Here is a 19,428-nt window from a genome sequence, read left to right as displayed (position 1 = left end):
TTAATTCTTCCATTTAATAGAGTAGAACCTTGAATACGGGTTTTCATTTCAATCAGCGCAAATTATTTTTTGTCGCGTTTGGATGTTTCCCAGTGGGTAATAAAGGCAACCGATGCGATGATGATGGCCGCGCCAAGCCATAACCTTCCTGGTGGTGCCCAGCCAAATACTATCCAACCCGCGAGAACGTTCATTGGCAGCTTCGCATGGTCAAAGGGCTGGACAAATGATGCGTCTGCGACCGAATACGCTTTAACGATTGCCCATTGTGCTAGGGCTGTTAAAGCACCAGCACCAACAAGTAAAGCCCACACCCAGCCTGTTGTTGGTAACGACCATTCTGGAAGCGCCAGAAATAGGTTAAATGGTGTGATGAGCAGCAGTAAGTACACGACCATAGTTGATGGAGAATCATCCGAAGATAAGTGTTTGACCATCAATGAATAACACGCCCAGAAGAATGCCGCACCAATGGGCAACAGTGTCGCCCAGCTAAAGTCGTCAGCCCAAGGTTCTAGAATGATCATCGCACCGATAAAACCAAACAGCGTCGCCAGCCAACGTGCTGGTCCCACTTTTTCTTTGAGTAGTAGTCCTGAGCCCAAGGTGGCAAAGAGAGGCGATGTCATAAGTAGTGCGATGCCTTGCCAAATAGGTACCGGATAGGCAAGCGCCCACATCCAGAGCTGGATCCCCACGACAGAGAGAAAAACTCGAAACAGATGTTTGGAGAAGTGCTGAGTTTTTAATGAGTGCCTAAATCCAAGTGATGTCAGATAAGGCAGAATCACGAAGAATGCGATCGCATATTGAATAAGCGCCACCATGGTTGATGGCATACTATGGCGAATACTGACCACTTGGGCAATGTTGTTAACTAAGGCAAAAGCTGCACCGGCAGCTAGCATCCAAAGTGCGCCACGAATAGGGTGGTGATGTGAGCTCATAAATAGTTTTGGTAGTTTTTTCCGCATGTTACTACGAATGTTAATCACGACCAAGCGAGAGAGAGTATCAAGGAAGGGGTGGGGGTAGGCAAATCCAGTGCGATAGATCAATTTAATCTCCGAATGTTCAAATGATGTCCAGTCAGATATTGATTTTTTATGCTGAATAAAGGATATTTATGCCAAATTTTATGCTTAACCCTCACATAATTATGAATACTCATACTGAAGCGTCATCAAACGTGTCACAAGGGACGAAAACCTGGCAAATGCCAGATACCCTTATTCTTATCTTTATCGTCGGCATCCTAGCTACATTGCTAACTTACTTTGTCCCAGCTGGTCATTTTGACAGTCAGGAAGTGACTTACCTTGTTGACGGTGCAGAAAAAACGCGCACCGTTATCGACCCACATTCTTTTGAATACGCAACCGATGAAAATGGTGACTTGGTATACAAGTCAGTCGGACTGTTTGCTTCTGGTGGCGGTATCGGCCTAATGAACTTTGCCTTTGAAGGTTTAGTTTCTGGCTCGAAATGGGGCTCTGCGATCGGCGTTATCATGTTCATGCTGGTCATCGGCGGTGCGTTTGGTATTGTGATGCGCACAGGCACAATCGATAACGGTATTTTACGACTGATCGATAAAACCAAAGGCAGCGAAGCGCTGTTCATTCCCGTATTGTTTGGCCTATTTTCTCTGGGCGGTGCAGTCTTTGGTATGGGTGAAGAGGCGGTGGCATTTGCTATTATTATTGCCCCATTGATGGTTCGTTTAGGTTATGACGGTATTACGACGGTCATGGTGACTTACGTAGCGACGCAAATTGGTTTTGCAACGTCATGGATGAACCCGTTTTCTGTTGCGGTTGCACAGGGGATTGCGGGTATTCCAGTGCTGTCTGGGATGACCATGCGTATGATTATGTGGGCAGTGTTTACCGTGATTGGTATTGTGTTCACTATGGTTTATGCCTCTCGCATTAAAGCGAATCCAGAGCTCTCATACAGCCGCCGTACTGATGTTTACTTTAGAAAGCAAGCTGATACGGTTAAAGAATCTCGTTGGAACTTAGGCGATACGCTGGTACTTCTTACAGTAGTTGCAACGACAGTATGGGTAGTATGGGGCGTGGTGATGCACGCTTGGTACATCCCTGAGATCGCTTCTCAGTTCTTTACTATGGGTTTTGTAGCCGGTCTTATTGGTGTGTTATTCCGCTTGAACGGCATGACCCTAAATGACATGGCTGATGCTTTCAAAGAGGGCGCAAGCATTATGCTTGCACCAGCGTTACTTGTTGGTTGTGCTAAGGGCGTACTGCTAATTTTAGGTGGCGGTACTACTGATGAGTCTAGCGTTCTAAACTCTATTCTTAACAGTGCTGGTGGCATGATTAGCGGTCTACCTGATGTTGCCGCTGCTTGGTTAATGTACGCATTCCAGTCGGTATTTAATTTCTTCGTGACCTCAGGTTCTGGCCAAGCTGCACTAACAATGCCGCTGCTGGCACCTTTAGCAGATATTGCCGGTGTGACACGTCAAGTTGCGGTACTGGCATTCCAGCTTGGTGATGGCTTTACTAACGTTATCGTACCAACATCAGCATCCTTGATGGCAACGCTTGGTGTGTGTCGTATTGATTGGGGTGACTGGGCAAAATTCTGTTGGCGCTTTATACTGCTGCTATTCGTTTTAGCAAGTTTTGTGGTTATCGGTGCGCACCTCGCTGGGTTCGCGTAATACCTAGATACTTGAAGGTTTAAAAAAGCGGGCTTTGTCCCGCTTTGTTTTTTATTGGGCGAAATGATGGAACAACAAACTCAGCAACACATCAAACCAACTTATCCAACCATCACATCACTTGATGTCGATACGTTTCCTTCCGGTGAGCACCGGTTTTGGTTTCAAGTTTCCACCAACGCAATGGGCGTGGGTATTCAGCTGCCCGTTATCGTCATAAAGGGCGAAAAACCGGGCGCTAAGTTTATGATCACCGCTGGTGTGCATGGTGATGAGCTCAATGGTATTTTGACGGCTCATAAACTTGCTAGAAAACTGGAAGGCAATGTGGATGCGGGCGTCGTTACGATCGTGCCTTCTGTGAATATTCCTGGCATTTTAAGTCACAGCCGTGATTTCAGCTCGTCTGATCCGGACGCGTCACCCGCCAACCTCAATCGCTTCTTTCCTGGCAAAGTCGATGGTGATGCGGCAAATCAATATCTCTATCGTCTTTGGAATCAACTGCTTAAGCCCAATGCTGAGTTTGCCATTGATTTGCATACTCAAACCCGAGGCGCTACGTATCCTCTTTATGTGTTTGCTGACTTTAGGCTGGATCCTGCGCTGGAGATGGCTCGCTTGATAAAACCAGACGTAATTCTTAACGATCCGGGCGACGCAGGTGTACTTGAAACGGTATGGAACAGCTCAGGTGTGCCGAGCATTACTATTGAAGTAGGGATGGGTAAGATCACTCAGCCTGAGCTCATTGAGCGCACGGTTGACGGCGTTCGACAAATATTGACCCGCCATGGTTTGATGAAAGGAAGTGCGCCTGAAGTGCTGCCTTGCACAGTAGAAGGACAGAGCATTACTACAGTGCGAGCACGCCAAGGTGGGTTTGTTATCCCTCAGGTTGAGCTATTACAGCAAGTGGAAGCTGACCAGCTTATAGCCACGCAGTACGACGCTTTTGGGCAGGTACTCGACCAATATTATGCACCTCATGCTGGTACGGTTCTTAGTTACAATGTAGATAGCCTACGTGATCCGGGCGCTTTGGTTGTTCGTTTGATCCAGTAGTCATAAGCGCGATAGCCAAAATCAGGACAAAAAAAACCTCCCCTAGTTTCGCTCAGGGGAGGCAAATAGTGACCACTTATGTTGTCCCTTCTGCCTAGAGTGTGTTTATCAAGTCACTTTCTCCCTCTAAAAAAGCAACCCGACTAACACCGAGACCGATAAGTGCAAATGCTGCCAGCATTTGTCTCTACTACTAAAGCAGTAGTCGTGCCAAGTGTGTTTAAGTTTTTAACGTATTGATTTTGTGTGACTTTAACTATTATGGAATTGATAGGTCATCTTGAGGAAGGGCATAGGCTGGTGCATTTGCACTAAAATAGGGAAGGCTGAGCGAGATGCTCAGCCTTAAAGTACGAAGCTATATAGCTAGGTTTCTAGGTGTCCAGGATGCTAGCTAAATTGTTGGCAGTGGTTTAGTTGCTACGAGACGTGATTAGAAGTCGTAACGTAGACCTAGACGCATGGAATCTTCTGCATCATAAGCCAATGCGTTGTCACCTTTCTTAAGATTGTTCAGTTTGAACGCTAGGTAAGAACGTAGGTTGCTGTTGAACTTGTATTGACCCGTAAGTTCGTAGAAATCGGTTTTCTTCTTTTCAGCAGATGCCGCTTGTTCTTGTTCGGTATTCTGGTAGGCACCCATTACTGAGAAACCACCACCGATTTTGTAGTTCGCAGAGACTTCTGTACCTTTGAATTCAGTGCCGTTAGCAGTGTCTAGATCACCTTGAGTGTAGGTACCGCCCAGCTCTAGGCCAGCGATTGCGTAAGTTAAACCAGCGATAGTTTGTTTTTGATCGCCGTTAGAATTTTTACCCGCGCCGTTTTGTGAGTAACCAAGGCCTAGCCCTAGACCGAAAGGAAGGTCGTAGCGAGCAGCAATACCATAGCCGTTAGAGTTACTTTCTTGACCTGCAATGGCACTTGCTTCAATCGTTAGCGCATCTGCGAAGTTGCCAGAGTACTTCACAGTATTGTTAATTTGTTCGTTACCTGATGTGATGAACTCTTTTTGAGCACCTGTGTAGATTTGGCCGTTGTCCGACATTTGAGAAATGATAACACCAGCAGTATCTTGACGACCAAGCGAAACCGCACCAAAGTCAGTTTCTAGGCCAGCAAACATGTAACGCTGCTTAAAGGTTTCTTCCTTGCCAGATGCTTTCTTCGCGCTGTGTTCAACTTCCCACTTGCCAAAACCTGCTAGACTGTCATTGATTTTTGTTTTGCCCTTGATGCTAAGACGTGCACGGCTTTGGTTATCCATAGAGCCATCCATTTTTTCGCCGCTAGACTTGCCACCAAAATCGCCACGAAATTCCATACGACCGCCAACTTCTAGAGAAGTGCCATCGCTGTTGTAAACCTCTGCTGCGCCAACCATGCCAGACATCAATGCTGAAACAACTGCACTTGCCAATACTGCTTTTTTCATTTTCTAAGTACCTTGGTTATCAAAAGTGAGGTTAAACCCTCAAAGTTGAGGCTAAGGTAAGTGGCGTTTATTAAACTTATATTTCAGTTTGATTAAGAGAAAAATACAGATTGTGTATTGTTTTCAATGTGTTATACGTTGCGATCTGTTGTTGTAATAAGATATTGAAGTAGGTTGTAACTGGCCTTGGTGTTTTGGGGTTGAGGTGATTATATGCGTCTTTTGTATGGCTTTGGGTCAAACGAAAAATGCCCGAGAAAATCTTCTCGGGCATCGGTACAAGGATGGTACAGGTATGATTTTAGAAGTTGTAGCGTAGGCCTAGACGTAGTGAGTTGTCTGCATCTTCAGCCAGAGTTGAGCTGTCCGCTTTCAAGTTGTTGATTTTGTATGTAGCGTAAGTGCGAATACTCTTATTGAAATCATAACGCGCAGTCAGCTCTACAAAGTCATTGGTGTTAGTCTTATCACCATTGTCTGCTTTTTCTTCTGACTTAGCATAGGCTGCGATGACACGGAAACCGTTGCCAAACTTATAGTGACCAGCAAGCTCAGTACCTGTGAACTCTTTAGCGTCAGTGCCTGTCGCTTTGTCGTTGATATCACCCTGAGTGTATGAACCCGCAATGTAGAACGAGCCAATCTCATAGCTCAGACCACCAATTAGCTGGCTTGAACTGCCGTTATCTTGACCAAGTGTTTCACCAAGATCACCAGCAGAGTAACCAAGGCCGATGCCTAGACCAATTGGCAGTTGGTAGATACCAGAAAGACCGTAAGAGTTGTTACTTTTCGCGTCACTTGCCACGAAATCAGCTTCAACTACTAATGCATCCATGAAGTCGCCAGTGTACTTGATGGTGTTGTTAACTTGCTCATCACCCGCAGAGATGAAGTCTTTGTTTGTGTTGGTGTGCGTGCCGATATCCGTCATTTTAGAGACTTGAACGTTGGCGGTATCTTGCTTACCGAATGAGAACGCACCAAACTGAGTACCAAGACCTGCATACATGTAACGTTGCTTGAACTCTTTGTTGCCGTCGTTGCCAGCAGAGTTGCCAACAGATTGCTCAGCTTCGTAGAATCCAAAACCTGTAAGGTTGTCAGAGATTTGAGTTTCACCGCCAACATTTAGACGAAAGCGAGATTTGTTGTCCATTGTACCGTCGAGCTCTTTGCCAGAAGCTTGACCTTGGAAATCACCACGGAACTCTGCACGACCACCCACTTTTAAAGTAGTGCCGTCTTTGCTATACACTTCAGCCGCCAGAGTTGAACCCGATACCATTGCTGCAACTACTGCACTCGCTAGAACTGCCTTTTTCATTTTCTCATTACCTTTTTGTATGGATGACAAGACTTCATGTCTTTGTTTGGTTGCAGATAAGGTATGGTTTTCTTGTGACAGATAAATGTGAGTAATATTACGTTTTGATTTAAATGGGGTTTTCTAGTGAACGGAGTGATGGTTGATTTAAGGCAAAAGAAAAGGGCGAGTAAACTCGCCCTTGTGTATTGGTTAACCCTATGGGTTAGAAGTCGTAACGTAGCGCTAGACGTAGTGAGTTATCAGCGTTTTCAAGGTTGTTGACCTTGTATGTCGCGTAGGTACGTAGTGAGCTATTGAAGTAGTAAATACCCGTTAGTTCATAGTAGTCGCTGATGTCGTATTTTGATGCACCTGCAGGGTCGATCTCACCTTTTTGGTAACCTACCAGTGCTTGGAAGTTGTTCTCAAACAAATAGTGAGCTACGAATTCGTAGCCAGTGAAGTCGTTGTCCCCAGCAGCAACAGCTTGCTTAGAACCTTCACCTTGTGTGTAGGTACCTGCAACATACAAACCTTCCCATTTGTAATTAAGGCCACCGATAAATTGCGTTGAGTCTTGAGCATTTGGATTCTCATTCGCTGCGTAGCCAAGACCAATGCCAATACCCATAGGTAGCGTGTAGATACCAGAAAGTGCATAACCATCTTGGTCGGCATCGCTCGCTGCCAGCAAGCTTGCTTTCACTGAGAGTGCATCCATAAAGTAGCCAGAGTAGTTCAAAGCGTTGTTTATCTGCTCATCACCTGCTGCAATATAGGTCTTCTGGATACCACTGTGAGTAGACACGTTATCTGACATTTGCGAGATTTGCACTGTCGCAGCATCTTGTTTACCAAAGGTAACGGTATTGTCGCCAGCGACTAAACCCGCATACATATAACGTTGTTTAAAGTCGGTGTTACCGGTATTGCGGTTATCACCACCGTTACCCACGGTTTGCTCAGCCTCGTAGAAGCCAATACCATTTAGGTCATTAGTGATTTTTGTTTCACCGCCAACATTGACACGGAAACGAGATGCGTTGTCCATGGTTCCCTTCAACTCTGCTCCACTAGCTTTGCCTTGGAAGTCACCACGGAATTCCGCACGGCCACCAATGCTTAGAGATGTACCGTCTGAGTTGTAAACCTCTGCCGCAAGTGCTGAACCAGAGACGAGTGCTGTTGTAATCGCCGTAGCGATGGCTGCCATTTTCATAATTCTATCCTTTAATTATTTTAACCACTGCAATGTTTCCACTGCGAGATCGCTCCGATACCACTCTAAGAGCGATCTATTTGAAGGATAGGACGCCTTTTGAATGTTTCCTCACTGATTGGTGTAAAGTTCCATCTTATCTGTAATTTTGTGATCTATTGCTCATATATCACCCATTTCATTAGTAGTTTTGTAACTCATTTCTCCAAGTGTGCGTTCTTTACGTACCGTGCCAGCAAGGTAGGCTCTGATATGTCTGACTTAAACCGTTGTTTTACTGTTTCAATAGTTAATTAGATTTGTTTGAAATTTAAACAAATTAGGGTGCGTAACATCACAAAATACACCCTAAAATATCTAAAATGGCTAAAAATCACTGAATTAATCACTTCTTTTATAACGCTTTATGATTTTTGTTATTTTCATAAATTGCTGTATTTGTTGAATTTATTTAAATAGAAAACAGTGTTTTTAATGTTTTACGTCTTTTTATGAAGTCTTTGGGAACTTTGAGGTTAGAGTGGCTCTCGTCATGTTAATCCAGCGTTACATCGAGATGGGTTGCATGCATAGGTGTTATGTCTGTGTGCGTAACCACTTAATGAACGTGATGTCATCCAGAGTGATGATACAAAAACTTGAAATATGGAAATCCCAATGAACAAAAAATTTATCGCACTAGCAGTGGCAGCTGCTGCATTCGGTACTACTGCACAAGCAGTTGAGCTTTACAACAACGATGGTTCTACTTTCTCTATCGGCGGTCACGCAACTGTTGGCGTTGCTGGTGGTGACGAGTCTCACTTCGCAGTAGACGAAAAATCTCCACGTATCAACATGGAAGCAACTCAAGACCTAGGCAACGGCTTCACTGCTGACGTTAAAGGTGAGTGGGCGCTTAACATGCTTAACGGCGGCGACAACTCTTTCACTACTCGTCTAGGTTACATCGGTGTTTCTCACGCTGATTACGGTCGTCTAGCAGCTGGTACACAGTGGTCTCCATACTACTCTGCAGCTGGTATTGCTGATGCTCCTATCGCGTTTGCGAACGACTTCCTATACGACAACCACGGTGCTCTAGGTACTGGTCGTGCAGATGGCTTAGTTGCTTACACTAAAGGTTTTGATTTTGCTGATGCTGGTGCACTAAACCTTGGTCTAGGTTGGCAAGGTTCTGCAGACATCGAGAATGCTGCTGGTGACAAAGTTGGTATGACTGACGATCGTGGTCAAATCGCTCTAGGTTATGACATTGCTGGTTTCAACGTAAACTACGCTTACACTGGTGGTGACATCACAGTTTCTGGTGACACTGAGAAAGCTCAGTCTCACGCAGTTTCTGCTAAGTACGGTCAATACGGTAACGGTCTATTCGTTGCTGGTGTTGTAGCGATGAACGACTACATGAACGGTGGTTCTGTTGCTGGTAACGATATGCCTCTAGAAGAGACTCGTGCATACGAAGCTATCGTAGCTTACGGTCTATCTAACAGCCTAAACCTAAGCGTTAACTATGAAGCAGTAAGCGATGAGAAGAAGAGCGACACAGTTTACGCTACTTCTGCTATCCAAGCTGAGTACGACATTCACCCACGCGTACGTGCTTTCGTAGCTTACCAGTTCGACCTACAAGGTACTGGCGACTACAAAACAGACAAAGACAACCAATACGCAGCTGGCGTACGTTTCTTCCTATAATAGAAACAATTAGTCTTTTGATTGCAGAAACCCGCTCTAGTGAGCGGGTTTTTTTATGCCTTTTGTTCTAAGTGATAAATTGCTTGAATGTTTGTTTTTGCTTGTATTTGTAGAAAAAATGCACAAAAGGTAAAAATATCTTACAAAAACTGAGTGTTACTCATCTAATCTCAAAGCAGCTGTTCGTATGTATCTGAAATTCAAGAGTTAAGTGTTTTGGCGTGCTGGCTTTTTAACTCTTCATTTCATTTCACGTCACATCACGGAACTTCCCGTTTAAAGTAATCCCATATCGCAAATTCATGTTTTTCATGCACTTGTAATGAGCATTCTGTTAATACAGCCGCTCAGAGTAGTGCGATTAACACCCAATTACTTAAGTTTTGCTTCTCGCTCTTATGGATAGAAAGAAGCGCTTAAGTTTGAAACTGTCATATGGAAGTCATTATGAACAAAACACTACTAGCAGTAGCGGTTACAGCTGCAGCAATCGGTACTCAAGCTAACGCTCTAGAAGTTTACAACAACGAAGGCACTGTAATGAACATCGGCGGTCACGTGACTGTTGGTCTTACTGGTGCACACAAAGGTCAAGACGCTCGTGTTGAAGAGAAGTCTCCTCGTCTAAACGTTGAAGTAATCCAAGACCTAGGTAACGGCTTCAAGGCTGATTTCAAAGCTGAATGGCAAATGAACATGCTTGAAGGTGCTGAGAACACGTTCAAGACTCGTCTAGGCTACATCGGTCTTGGTCACGAGACTTACGGTCGTCTAGCTGCTGGTACACAGTGGTCTCCGTACTACATGGCAGCTGGTGTTGTTGATACGCCAATCGGTTGGTCAAATGAGTTCCTATACGACAACCACGGTTTCTTCGGTACAGCACGTGCTGAGAAGATGGTTGCTTACTCAAACACTATCGACTTTGACGCTGCTGGTGCACTAACTGTAGGCGCAGGTTGGCAGGGTGCTAACCAAACTACAGAAACGACTCAAACTGCTGTTGGCGGCAAAGTTGAAACGAAAACTGACGTGGTTCTGCACTCTCAAAACCGTGCTCAAATCGCAGCTGGTTACGCTATCAACGGTTTCAACGCAAACTACGCGTTTAACTCTGGTAACCTAACAGAGCGCGGTGTTGCACGTACTGCAGAATCTCACTTAGTTTCTGGTAAATACGGTAACTTCGGTGCTGGTCTATACGTAGCAGCTACTTACGCATCAAACGAGTACATGAACTCGTACGACAACCGTCTACTAAAAGACACTAAAGCGTTCGACTCTGTTCTAGCTTACGGTCTAGATTTCGGTCTTAACCTAATCGTTAAGCACGAAGAGATGAAAGATGACGAGCTAGGTCTACGCGTTAAGTCTGGTACTTCTGTACAAGCTGAATACACTATCTCACCACGTCTACGTGCATACACTGGTTACAACTACGATAACCAAGGTGAAGGTAAATACAAGAAAGCGAAAGATCACCAGTTCATCATTGGTACTCGTTTCTACCTATAATCACTTAGTTTGATAAGACAAAAGGCGCTCACATTGAGCGCCTTTTTAGTGTCTTAGCTTTTAGAGTTTGGCTAAAGCCTCATCAGAATGCGTTTCTATTTGCATCGACTCTATCAGTTCAAGTAAGTGGCGTTTATCCCATTCACTCGATTGGTGCCCCAAAGCACTTGCACTCATTACTTCAAGCTCTTGTTTGATAGCAGATATAGAAGCCGTCGATAGACGTTCTTCTTTGCACCACTTTTCAAACTGCGTGTGAGCCGCTATCGCATCACCAGCGTGTACCGCTTGAATTAATTTGTTCTTCGATGTTTGCCTTTTGTCGCTAGATTTTTCTGATGGCAATGTTGAGCGACGTTTCTCTCTAATCCAAAGCCCCATAGATGCCATCCAAAGCGCGGCAAATAGCGCAGTTAGCCACGGCCAAAACCCTGAATCTTGAACAACAATCTCAGTAGGCGGGGGAGTAGATGATGTCGGCATTGCAGCTGTGTTGTCTTCATTAGCAGCAATTTCGACCTCTAAGCCATCGAGCGTGGTCGTGGCGGCTTGTTTTGATTTTGTATCCCACCATTGGATATCCACGCCCGGCAAAGTGGCGACTTGAGGAGACTTAGCGATTAACACTTGTTTTAGGGTCATAGTAACTGAGCCATCAGCATTCTCAGTGAAACTCGGCTTTTCCGGATAGACTCTAAACGCTTTTGGATTGCGGATGTTGAGTTCTGGCATTTGCTCGGCAGACACCCCTTGGGCAGTCACCGATAAAGTTCGCGTCAAAGCATCGCCTGTCTCTACGCTCACTGAGTCAGAATTGATAGATTCTCCGTTATCTAGCATCCATGTTTGTGAAGCCTTGAGTGAGGGGGTGGGTAACCAAATGCCATTGTAGTTTTCAGGCACTGGCAGTACAGAGACGTTCACCTCTGGTGCTTTGCTATCAAGGTTCAAGATCTTCGTGCTGCCACCACGTTGGCTGCCGTACAAAACACCACCTCGTAGCGTTGGAGCGACGATAGTGTAGTCGCCACTTTGTGTTGCGGTAACACGGTAGCTCTGATCAACGATTAATACTTCAACACCATCCGTGACGGCTTGATACTGTTTGGGCTCTCCCATAGCTGTAATATCGAGACCAGAAACGATAGGGTCGCTAAGAGAAGGGTTTTGTAGCATTCTCGGGTCGACTTTGACGATGATGCGCGCATCCAGAGTCGTGCTCTCTTTAGGATACAGTTCCGTTTTGCCGATTTGAGTTCTCACTTCAATCAGCTCGTCTGCGGTCGGTGTTTGATCATCCATGGTTACAGTAAGAGTAATGGGTGCAGTGGTCACGCCATCAATATCGAAACTTGGGATGGTGAGTGTACCGAGGCGCTGCGGTGCGATAGCAATTGTCCAAACACTGCTATCACGGCGCGTTCCGTTGAGAATATTCACTGATGAACTAAAGCTGGGTCTTCCCGTGAAAAAGTCATCACTCAGTGTATCGAAGTTAACTTTGCTGCCATCAAGCTTTTCATCGGCGACAATTTTAAGCTGGATGACCTCATCCTTACTGACATTGGTTTTCGTCACGCTGGCGGTGACATTGAGTGCCATAGCGGTAAAGCTGCTGGTGATAGACAGCAGTGCGATGGCGATATTTATACATAGACGTTTCAATTTCATTCTTACTACCAGTTGTTGTCCGTTGCAGACGGAGCCGGTTTGTCTTTGGCTTGAAGTAACATTTGCGCTTTAAGAAGCAAACTAGGGTCACGCACGCTTTCTACTTGCTCCAGTTGACGTAAGTCCGCGTTGGCTTCTTGTTGTTGGCTAATTGAGGTTATAGCCTGGCTTTGTTCGGCTGATTCATTAGACGTTTGCGGTGCCTCGCTACTCATTGCTTGTTGCGTGGTGGGAGACTGTTTTGGTTCATTTTGATCTTCACCGGCTTGTGGATTCGAACCTTGCTGCTCAGAGTTATCATGTGACTTCGTATTGGGCTCTTGAGCGCTCTCGCTCGATGCATTATTTCGCGATTGCTTTTGGTTTTGCTCTTCACTTGATTGGCTTTGTTGCGATTGGTTGTCTTGAGAGGCGCTTTCGTTAGAGTCTTTTTGCGACTGACCTTGCTTGTCCTCTGCATCTCCTTCAGGCTTTTGTTGCTGTTGCTGTTGCTGTTGCTGTTGCTGTTGCTGTTGCTGTTGCTGTAAGAGATCTAGATTGTATTTTGCATCTTCATGCTCTGGATTTCGATCTAATACGTTTTTATAAGCTTCAATAGCGGCTTCAATCTCGCCAGATTGAGCTAAAGCATTGCCTTTGTTATAAACGTCGTTAACATCATTTAGTCCCTCTAATGCGGCGATTGCCGACGAATAATCTCCGGCTTCATAATAAGCGGCTGCTTTCCAGCTAGCATCATCAAACAGTTCAGCCGCTTGCTGGTAATTGCCTTGAGAAAATGCCTCAACGCCACGTTGAACGCGATTTTTAAAGGCACTATCTAAAAGGGATGCCTGAGAAGATGGCGCGTAACTGGCAGAGAGTAACATCGCTACAGATATCGAGAATACAAAGCCCTTACGAAACAATGGTAAAACTAGCAGCACCACTAGCGGCATTAACCAATACCCGTGATTGATAGGAGTATCGAGTGATTGATTGTGGCTGCCAGCGACTTGTTCATAGCGGGATGTGTTCACCAAACGCTCAATATCTACGTTATCACTTTGATAGCTGGTGAACTGTCCGCCGGCTGATTTAGCCAGTTTTTGCATTTCATCGTAGGGAGTTTTGGCTACCACAGTGTTGCCTTTGCTGTCGGTAAGCAGAGCGCCATTGGCAAGTGGGATAGGAGCGCCACTTTGACTGCCAAAGGCAAGAATCGATAAACTAAACCCAGTCCCTGAAAGCTGTTTTTGTATCTGCTCGGACTCATTAGTGCTTAGGCCATCGGCAAACAGTAAGATTTCGCCTTGGCTCATTCCCGCTTGCTCCATTAGGCCGACGGCTTGTTTGACAGCAAGGTCGGCTCGTGCCCCTTGGAACGGCATGATTTCTGGTGAAAGGTATTGAATGGTATTCGCGAGTGTCGCCGCATCGGTGGTTAATGGGCTAAGAGTATAAGCGTCTCCAGCATAGGCGACGAGTCCAGTTTGCCCTTGGTCGAAAAGAGGCAAAATATCGAGCGCTTTGTAGCGGATCTGCGCAAGACGCGTGGGTTTAATGTCAGTAGCGTAGACCGATTGAGACATATCTAACACTAACACTCTCGCATTCGCTGATTGAGCTCCTGGCTTTTGTGCATTGCCAAAGCTTGGCCCTGCCAACGCAATGATAGTTAAGAGCAAAAGAGGGAATAACCAATAGAGATGGCGACCTTTAGATTTACTTTGCCCAAGTGCTTTGGCTAGGTGACTAGCAATGATCTCTGATGAGCGTTGATTTGTCGCGAGCCAAAGCAAGATGCCGATAGCAGGTGCAATAAGCCAAAGCATTTGAGGGTAGAGAAATTGAAAACTAGACATCATTTCTCCTAATAATGGTAATGAGCACAAGGCAAATTAGCCCAAGAGAAGCAGGAAGAGGGAACCATTCAGTGCGTGGTCGCCAAGACTGAGTCGCTTTTTGAACCGGTTGCAGCGCATTGATGGTATCGTAGATCGTATTGAGCTCTTTGGCGTCGCGAGCACGGAAGTACTGCCCGCCAGTGAGCTTTGCGATATCGATCAGTGCTTTCTCATCCAGGTCTTCTGCGGTATTGACGGTGCGCGTCATAAAAAATTCTCGTACTTGCATCTCACCAGCACCAATACCTATGGTGTAGATGGTGGTGTCATTGCGTTTTGCGATTTCTGCCGCTTTTATTGGGTCGAGTACGCCAGCATTATTGCTGCCGTCACTGAGTAGAATCATCACGCGTTGCGGAGCGTCGCCATCGATAAAGGTTTTAGTGGCAAGCCCGATTCCATCGCCAATAGCCGTTTGGGTTCCAATCAGCTTGAGAACCGTTTGGTTGAGCTGGGTTTGAATCGCTTTGCGATCGAAGGTCAGTGGCGTTTGTAAGTAAGCATGGTCAGCGAAATAGACCAGCCCTAAGCGATCCCCTTCACGGCGCTCGACAAAATCCGAAACCACACGTTTTACCGTCGAAAGGCGATCTTCATAGTCGCCATCATGCAGCATGTCTTCACGAGACATAGAGTACGATAAATCAATGACTAACATCATATCGCGATGCTTAGGGTAGACGGTAATAGGCTCATCAAACCAAACGGGTCTAGCGCTAGCGGTGACTAAAGCAACCCAACCCAAAACCGCCATTACCTTGCAGAGTTTATCGCGTTGGTTAATGCGTGCATGTATTCCATCCATATGTGGCAAGGTGACTTGCACCCGCGTGGCTGGAGCAGAACGCAACCGGTAAATGACTATGGGTAATGGAAGCGCTAGAAACATCCACCACCATTCAAAACTAAACCCGCTCATGACTGCTTCCAATTTCTGAACTTACGTTTTGGAGGAAGGGCATATTGAACCCAATGGACACAATCGTTCACGAGGGCATGAGCCGTTTCTTTGCAGTTTGTGTCATTGCTGCTGACCGCTTTTCGATACAGTACGTGTTGCCACTGTAGAGCCTTCGCTTTAAATCGAGGGTCATCGAGCTGCGAGTCAAGAAAGGCTAGCCACTGCTCACCACTTAGTTTGGCTATATCCTCACGAGGGAAATAACTGAGTGCGGCTTGCCTAACGATCTCGATTGCCGAAGAGGGCGAGGAGCCAGAATGGGTTTCAATAAGCTTAATGGCGGCCTTTTTAGCCCGAGCTTTGTGTTTGTAGCGGCGCGTTAGCCAAATCAATAGTAAAGCAGTGATAATAATACTCGCGAGTATTGCCCAGTACCCCCACGGAAGTGGCCACATCCCGGGTGCTTCAGGAAGGTGCAGTGGCTGTAGAGGCAGCGGGTGAGTTTGCGTTGATGCGTTCATAATAATGGTACTAATTAAAACGAATAAGTTGAGAAAGCAGCGGGTTTCCGCTTGAAATCAGCGATAGGGCGATACCGCTTTTTGATAACTCAGCTGCTAGCTGCTGGTGTTGGGCGCCAAAGGCGTCTGCAATATGACTTTTAATGCCAGCACTTGAAAAGTCGAGTGTGAGCTCTTGATGTTTGCCGATGACTTTCTGAGTCCCCCGAGCGTGAGTTTGCCCAGTTTCAATAGGGTCAAAGATCTGCACGGCTCGCACTCGGTTGTGCTGCGCTAAACGAGCCATGGCTTGGATATGAGATTCATCAAGCTCTGAAAAATCACCTAAAACAATCACCTCGCTACCTTTTTTACAAAGGTTGCTTAACGCGTTGAATGGGTCGATGAGCGATTCTTCTTGTAACAACGGCCTGTGCTGTAAAAAGTGATTGTGTTGCTCGCACAGTTGACTGAGTAAACGCATAATTGATGTACGCGAGCTGGATGGCTTAATCTCGATGAGCTCAGAACCAACTCTAATCACAGCACCCACACGATCTTTGCTGCTGAGTGCAACAAACGCCAACAGCGCCGCCAAATGGCATTGCTGTACGGATTTGAGCAGTAGTTTTGTCCCTGTAAGCATACTCGCAGTGAAATTCACAAATAGGACAACTGGGCGCTCGCGCTCTTCTGTAAACAACTTAGTGTGTACTTTTCCTGTTCGAGCTGTCACTCGCCAGTCGATTTGGCGAACGTCATCCCCTGCTTGATATTGTCTTACCTCAGAAAACGTCATGCCACGTCCTTTACGAGGACTTGCATGAGCACCATTGAGCTGTGACCAAATACTTTTTGCTGGTGGCTGCCAACGCAGGCTGTGCGTTTGATAAAAACACAGCTCTTCAATGGAGACGGTTGCTCCATTGGTCGCCTTTGGCAGTTTCCCGTCTTCGATAAATTGCTGAAGCGTATCTCTAGGCGCGTGTTTTCTTGGTATCCCACGAGACAATGCTGATTTGAGTTGATTCAACATATTACTCTCCCAAATCCTCTAACGCTCTTAGCCATTACGCTGACGCCACGGTATTGAGAAGCTCTTCAATAACAATGTTTCCAGTGACACCTTCAGCCTGAGCCTGGTAACTAAGCAACAAACGATGGCGCAACACTGGATAAATGACTTGATGAACATCTTCAGGACTGACGAAGTCACGACCGGAAAGCCAAGCGTGGGAACGAGCGGCTCGATCCAAGGCTATCGTCGCTCTCGGACTCACCCCCATTTCTACCCAGTTAGCCAACTTATGGCTGTAGGTATCAGGCTGCCTTGTTGCCATGACCAATCGAACGATATAACGCTCAATGGCTTCCGCCATATGGATCGCTAACACCTCTTGGCGTGCCTTAAAGATGGTCTCTTGGCTGAGTTTGCCTTCAAACTGTTGGAGTTCACCCTGAGCTTCACCTCGGTTTAGTCTCAGAATAGCGAGTTCGCTCTCTTCGTTTGGATAGTCCACCTCCAAATGGAGTAAAAAACGATCAAGCTGCGCTTCTGGAAGCGGGTAGGTACCTTCTTGCTCAATAGGGTTTTGAGTCGCCATCACCAAAAACAGTTCAGGAAGCGCGTATGTAGTTTGCCCTACGCTGATTTGCTTCTCTGCCATGGCTTCCAGCATTGCCGCTTGCACTTTAGCAGGCGCTCGGTTTACCTCATCGGCAAGGATCAATGAATGAAATATTGGCCCGGGCTTAAATTGAAACTCACCGGTTTCTGGTCGATAGATGTCGGTGCCAGTGAGGTCAGAAGGCAAAAGATCCGGAGTAAACTGCACGCGATGAAAGCTGCCTTCAAGACAATCAGCCAGAGATTTTACGGCACGAGTCTTCGCAAGCCCTGGAGGACCCTCAACCAAAATATGGCCGTCGGCGAGTAGGGCGATGAGTAGTTGCGTGACAAGGTTGTCTTGACCAATAACTTGGGATTGCAAGTAACGTTGTAGTTGTTGGAAAGACTGTGCTGGCATGATGAAAATTCCTTATTGCAGATATAAGAACATAGGTAAGAACATAGAAAAGTTGAAGAGCGAAAAGTTCCAAACTCTAGGTCATTGTTTTGTAAATATATAACTTTGGGGAGTTTAATCAAAACTTCAATAGCAAAACGACGCAAAAGCAAACAGTTGCGTAGTGCGTTCCACGCAATGTTGGTACCTGCTCGCTAAAACAAGTACAATCGCCACAGTTTACAAGTATTGATGAGGTTAATCATTATGAGCGATTTTGAGAAAGAGTTAGAGCAAATGGCTTCGCAGGTAGAATCTGAACCTGAGGTGGCATTGCCATCGATTGAAGAGCAGCGCGAAATTGCGGCAGAGCTAAAGCGACTAGAAGCTGAAGGCAAGTTAACGCCAGAAGTACTTGAGCAGTATTTTGGCAAGTTTAATAAAGATAACCAGACACCTATTCATTAGGCTTAGGTCTTAGAATCAGATTATAAAACCCTCGCCACTTATAAATCGTTGTCGAGGGTATATTGTTCTACATATATCTTCAAAAAATGACATAAGTAACCCATTAATTAAATCGAATAAATAAACTATCGTTTGATTTTTCCATTCGTTCTGTGCCGTTCGGTAAATTATTTGACTATTTGTCAATGTTATTCTTAGTGTTCTCAAAAGTGAGACGTGATTCTAACTTGCTGTTATAAATGTATTTAATCTAATGAAATCGATTTCATTGTGATTTTTATCACAAAAATATCGGCTTGACGATTAGGTGATACTTCACCCTATTATTAACTTTGTAATTAGAAACATGCACAACTCATCACATGGAGTGAATAATGACAAAGGCTCACTTGAAGAGCCAACGTGCAGTATTGTTGGCGGAAAACAATTTACAGTCTAGCTTGCTAAAAGACTTGCTAGAGCAAAATCTGGATATGGATATTCGGCTTATTTCCCCAGATCGGCTTAGTAACTATCGAGGGCATCCTGGTGATGAAGACGTATCACTTATCATCATTGACCAGCCTACGTTAAATGATCATCACTTGAAAAAGTACAATGAGCTTCGAATGTACTTAGACGCAGAAGCGCAGGAGGTGATTATCAATGCGCAGCCCAGTTTACAGCAGAACGAACTACTACGTTGGCAGCGCTTAGTTGGGCTGTTCTACAACGACGATGAAATGGATAAACTAATCAAAGGATTCAAATGCATTTTGTCTGGCGAAATGTGGATGAGTCGTAGGTTGGTTCATCAATACATCCAGCTTTACCGTAGAAGACTATGTACGTCTACCAACCCTTACTATACGAACCTGACCAAACGAGAACAACAAATCATAAAACTGCTCGGTGAGGGTGCGACAAACATTCAGATTGCAGAGGAATTGTTCCTAAGCGAGAACACCGTAAAAGCCCACCTACATAACACGTTTAAGAAGATTAACGTCAGCAACCGACTGCAAGCGTTGATTTGGGTGAAGGAGAATATTTCGCCTCATGAGTATATTTAGTAATCATG

General features: G+C 45.5%; 16 protein-coding genes. 6 read left to right on the top strand and 10 right to left on the bottom strand.

Translation table 11 applies throughout. The annotated features are described in order from the left end of the window. Nucleotides 1-62: 62 nt before the first annotated feature. Entirely contained in the window at nt 63-947 is an 885-nt protein-coding gene (locus ACVA6Q_RS06855) for a DMT family transporter (protein WP_418642484.1), read from the bottom strand. 269 nt (nt 948-1,216) lie between these two features. Between ACVA6Q_RS06855 and yfcC the strand changes: the two genes are divergently transcribed. Further along, entirely contained in the window at nt 1,217-2,692 is a 1,476-nt protein-coding gene (gene yfcC, locus ACVA6Q_RS06850; RefSeq protein WP_446647196.1) for a putative basic amino acid antiporter YfcC, read from the top strand. Nucleotides 2,693-2,758: 66 nt separating this feature from the next. Then, nucleotides 2,759-3,757: a succinylglutamate desuccinylase/aspartoacylase family protein gene (locus ACVA6Q_RS06845; protein ID WP_446646991.1), complete on the top strand. Its 999-nt coding sequence runs from the start codon at nt 2,759-2,761 to the stop codon at nt 3,755-3,757. 433 nt (nt 3,758-4,190) lie between these two features. On the opposite strand, the gene ACVA6Q_RS06840 is transcribed toward ACVA6Q_RS06845, so the two are convergent. From ACVA6Q_RS06840 to ACVA6Q_RS06830, 3 genes are all read right to left on the bottom strand, one after another. Further along, nucleotides 4,191-5,192 (bottom strand): porin, encoded by a 1,002-nt coding sequence (locus ACVA6Q_RS06840; RefSeq protein ID WP_446646990.1) that lies wholly within the window; start codon nt 5,190-5,192, stop codon nt 4,191-4,193. Nucleotides 5,193-5,493: 301 nt separating this feature from the next. Beyond that, a complete protein-coding gene (locus tag ACVA6Q_RS06835) occupies nt 5,494-6,519 on the bottom strand; it encodes a porin (RefSeq protein ID WP_418642481.1) in 1,026 nt (341 codons plus the stop codon). Between the two features lie 205 nt (nt 6,520-6,724). Beyond that, a complete protein-coding gene (locus ACVA6Q_RS06830; RefSeq protein ID WP_418642480.1) occupies nt 6,725-7,720 on the bottom strand; it encodes a porin in 996 nt (331 codons plus the stop codon). A 657-nt stretch (nt 7,721-8,377) separates the two neighbouring features. Between ACVA6Q_RS06830 and ACVA6Q_RS06825 the strand changes: the two genes are divergently transcribed. After that, nucleotides 8,378-9,421, top strand: coding sequence for a porin (locus ACVA6Q_RS06825; protein ID WP_446646989.1), 1,044 nt, complete (start codon nt 8,378-8,380; stop codon nt 9,419-9,421). Between the two features lie 447 nt (nt 9,422-9,868). Next, nucleotides 9,869-10,936, top strand: coding sequence for a porin (locus ACVA6Q_RS06820; RefSeq protein ID WP_446646988.1), 1,068 nt, complete (start codon nt 9,869-9,871; stop codon nt 10,934-10,936). Between the two features lie 60 nt (nt 10,937-10,996). Here ACVA6Q_RS06820 and ACVA6Q_RS06815 read toward each other — a convergent pair whose 3' ends face one another. The 6 genes from ACVA6Q_RS06815 to ACVA6Q_RS06790 are packed head-to-tail and all read right to left on the bottom strand — an operon-like array spanning nt 10,997 to nt 17,921. Next, nucleotides 10,997-12,607 (bottom strand): BatD family protein, encoded by a 1,611-nt coding sequence (locus ACVA6Q_RS06815; RefSeq protein WP_446646987.1) that lies wholly within the window; start codon nt 12,605-12,607, stop codon nt 10,997-10,999. Between the two features lie 5 nt (nt 12,608-12,612). Then, nucleotides 12,613-14,451, bottom strand: coding sequence for a VWA domain-containing protein (locus tag ACVA6Q_RS06810; RefSeq protein WP_446646986.1), 1,839 nt, complete (start codon nt 14,449-14,451; stop codon nt 12,613-12,615). Then, complete coding sequence (locus tag ACVA6Q_RS06805; protein ID WP_446646985.1) at nt 14,444-15,412, bottom strand: vWA domain-containing protein; 969 nt, start codon at nt 15,410-15,412, stop codon at nt 14,444-14,446. Before ACVA6Q_RS06805 ends, ACVA6Q_RS06810 begins: the two co-directional genes overlap by 8 nt. After that, nucleotides 15,409-15,915, bottom strand: coding sequence for a DUF4381 domain-containing protein (locus ACVA6Q_RS06800; protein WP_446646984.1), 507 nt, complete (start codon nt 15,913-15,915; stop codon nt 15,409-15,411). Before ACVA6Q_RS06800 ends, ACVA6Q_RS06805 begins: the two co-directional genes overlap by 4 nt. A 10-nt stretch (nt 15,916-15,925) precedes the next feature. Further along, on the bottom strand, nt 15,926-16,930 hold the full coding sequence (locus ACVA6Q_RS06795) for a DUF58 domain-containing protein (RefSeq protein ID WP_446646983.1): 1,005 nt from the start codon (nt 16,928-16,930) through the stop codon (nt 15,926-15,928). A 34-nt stretch (nt 16,931-16,964) separates the two neighbouring features. Further along, nucleotides 16,965-17,921 carry an AAA family ATPase gene (locus tag ACVA6Q_RS06790; protein ID WP_446646982.1) on the bottom strand — a complete coding sequence of 319 codons (957 nt, stop codon included), beginning with the start codon at nt 17,919-17,921 and terminating at the stop codon, nt 16,965-16,967. Between the two features lie 246 nt (nt 17,922-18,167). Between ACVA6Q_RS06790 and ACVA6Q_RS06785 the strand changes: the two genes are divergently transcribed. Both ACVA6Q_RS06785 and ACVA6Q_RS06780 read left to right on the top strand, forming a co-directional pair. Beyond that, nucleotides 18,168-18,368, top strand: a complete 201-nt coding sequence (locus ACVA6Q_RS06785; RefSeq protein ID WP_112463026.1) for a restriction endonuclease subunit S — start codon at nt 18,168-18,170, stop codon at nt 18,366-18,368. 374 nt (nt 18,369-18,742) lie between these two features. Next, on the top strand, nt 18,743-19,420 hold the full coding sequence (locus tag ACVA6Q_RS06780; RefSeq protein ID WP_446646981.1) for a LuxR C-terminal-related transcriptional regulator: 678 nt from the start codon (nt 18,743-18,745) through the stop codon (nt 19,418-19,420). Nucleotides 19,421-19,428: the final 8 nt, after the last annotated feature.

The organism is Vibrio sp. DNB22_10_4 (assembly GCF_052879755.1).
The sequence above is the reverse complement of the archived record's forward strand: the minus strand, read 5'-3'. Positions and strand labels throughout refer to the sequence as shown.

Excerpts from the sequence above, each read along its gene's own strand:
- ACVA6Q_RS06855 (WP_418642484.1), bottom strand. The coding sequence starts at position 947 with ATGAGCTCACATCACCACCCTATTCGTGGCGCACTTTGGATGCTAGCT.
- yfcC (WP_446647196.1), top strand. The coding sequence starts at position 1,217 with ATGCCAGATACCCTTATTCTTATCTTTATCGTCGGCATCCTAGCTACA.
- ACVA6Q_RS06845 (WP_446646991.1), top strand. The coding sequence starts at position 2,759 with ATGGAACAACAAACTCAGCAACACATCAAACCAACTTATCCAACCATC.
- ACVA6Q_RS06840 (WP_446646990.1), bottom strand. The coding sequence starts at position 5,192 with ATGAAAAAAGCAGTATTGGCAAGTGCAGTTGTTTCAGCATTGATGTCT.
- ACVA6Q_RS06835 (WP_418642481.1), bottom strand. The coding sequence starts at position 6,519 with ATGAAAAAGGCAGTTCTAGCGAGTGCAGTAGTTGCAGCAATGGTATCG.
- ACVA6Q_RS06830 (WP_418642480.1), bottom strand. The coding sequence starts at position 7,720 with ATGAAAATGGCAGCCATCGCTACGGCGATTACAACAGCACTCGTCTCT.
- ACVA6Q_RS06825 (WP_446646989.1), top strand. The coding sequence starts at position 8,378 with ATGAACAAAAAATTTATCGCACTAGCAGTGGCAGCTGCTGCATTCGGT.
- ACVA6Q_RS06820 (WP_446646988.1), top strand. The coding sequence starts at position 9,869 with ATGAACAAAACACTACTAGCAGTAGCGGTTACAGCTGCAGCAATCGGT.
- ACVA6Q_RS06815 (WP_446646987.1), bottom strand. The coding sequence starts at position 12,607 with ATGAAATTGAAACGTCTATGTATAAATATCGCCATCGCACTGCTGTCT.
- ACVA6Q_RS06810 (WP_446646986.1), bottom strand. The coding sequence starts at position 14,451 with ATGTCTAGTTTTCAATTTCTCTACCCTCAAATGCTTTGGCTTATTGCA.
- ACVA6Q_RS06805 (WP_446646985.1), bottom strand. The coding sequence starts at position 15,412 with ATGAGCGGGTTTAGTTTTGAATGGTGGTGGATGTTTCTAGCGCTTCCA.
- ACVA6Q_RS06800 (WP_446646984.1), bottom strand. The coding sequence starts at position 15,915 with ATGAACGCATCAACGCAAACTCACCCGCTGCCTCTACAGCCACTGCAC.
- ACVA6Q_RS06795 (WP_446646983.1), bottom strand. The coding sequence starts at position 16,930 with ATGTTGAATCAACTCAAATCAGCATTGTCTCGTGGGATACCAAGAAAA.
- ACVA6Q_RS06790 (WP_446646982.1), bottom strand. The coding sequence starts at position 17,921 with ATGCCAGCACAGTCTTTCCAACAACTACAACGTTACTTGCAATCCCAA.
- ACVA6Q_RS06785 (WP_112463026.1), top strand. The coding sequence starts at position 18,168 with ATGAGCGATTTTGAGAAAGAGTTAGAGCAAATGGCTTCGCAGGTAGAA.
- ACVA6Q_RS06780 (WP_446646981.1), top strand. The coding sequence starts at position 18,743 with ATGACAAAGGCTCACTTGAAGAGCCAACGTGCAGTATTGTTGGCGGAA.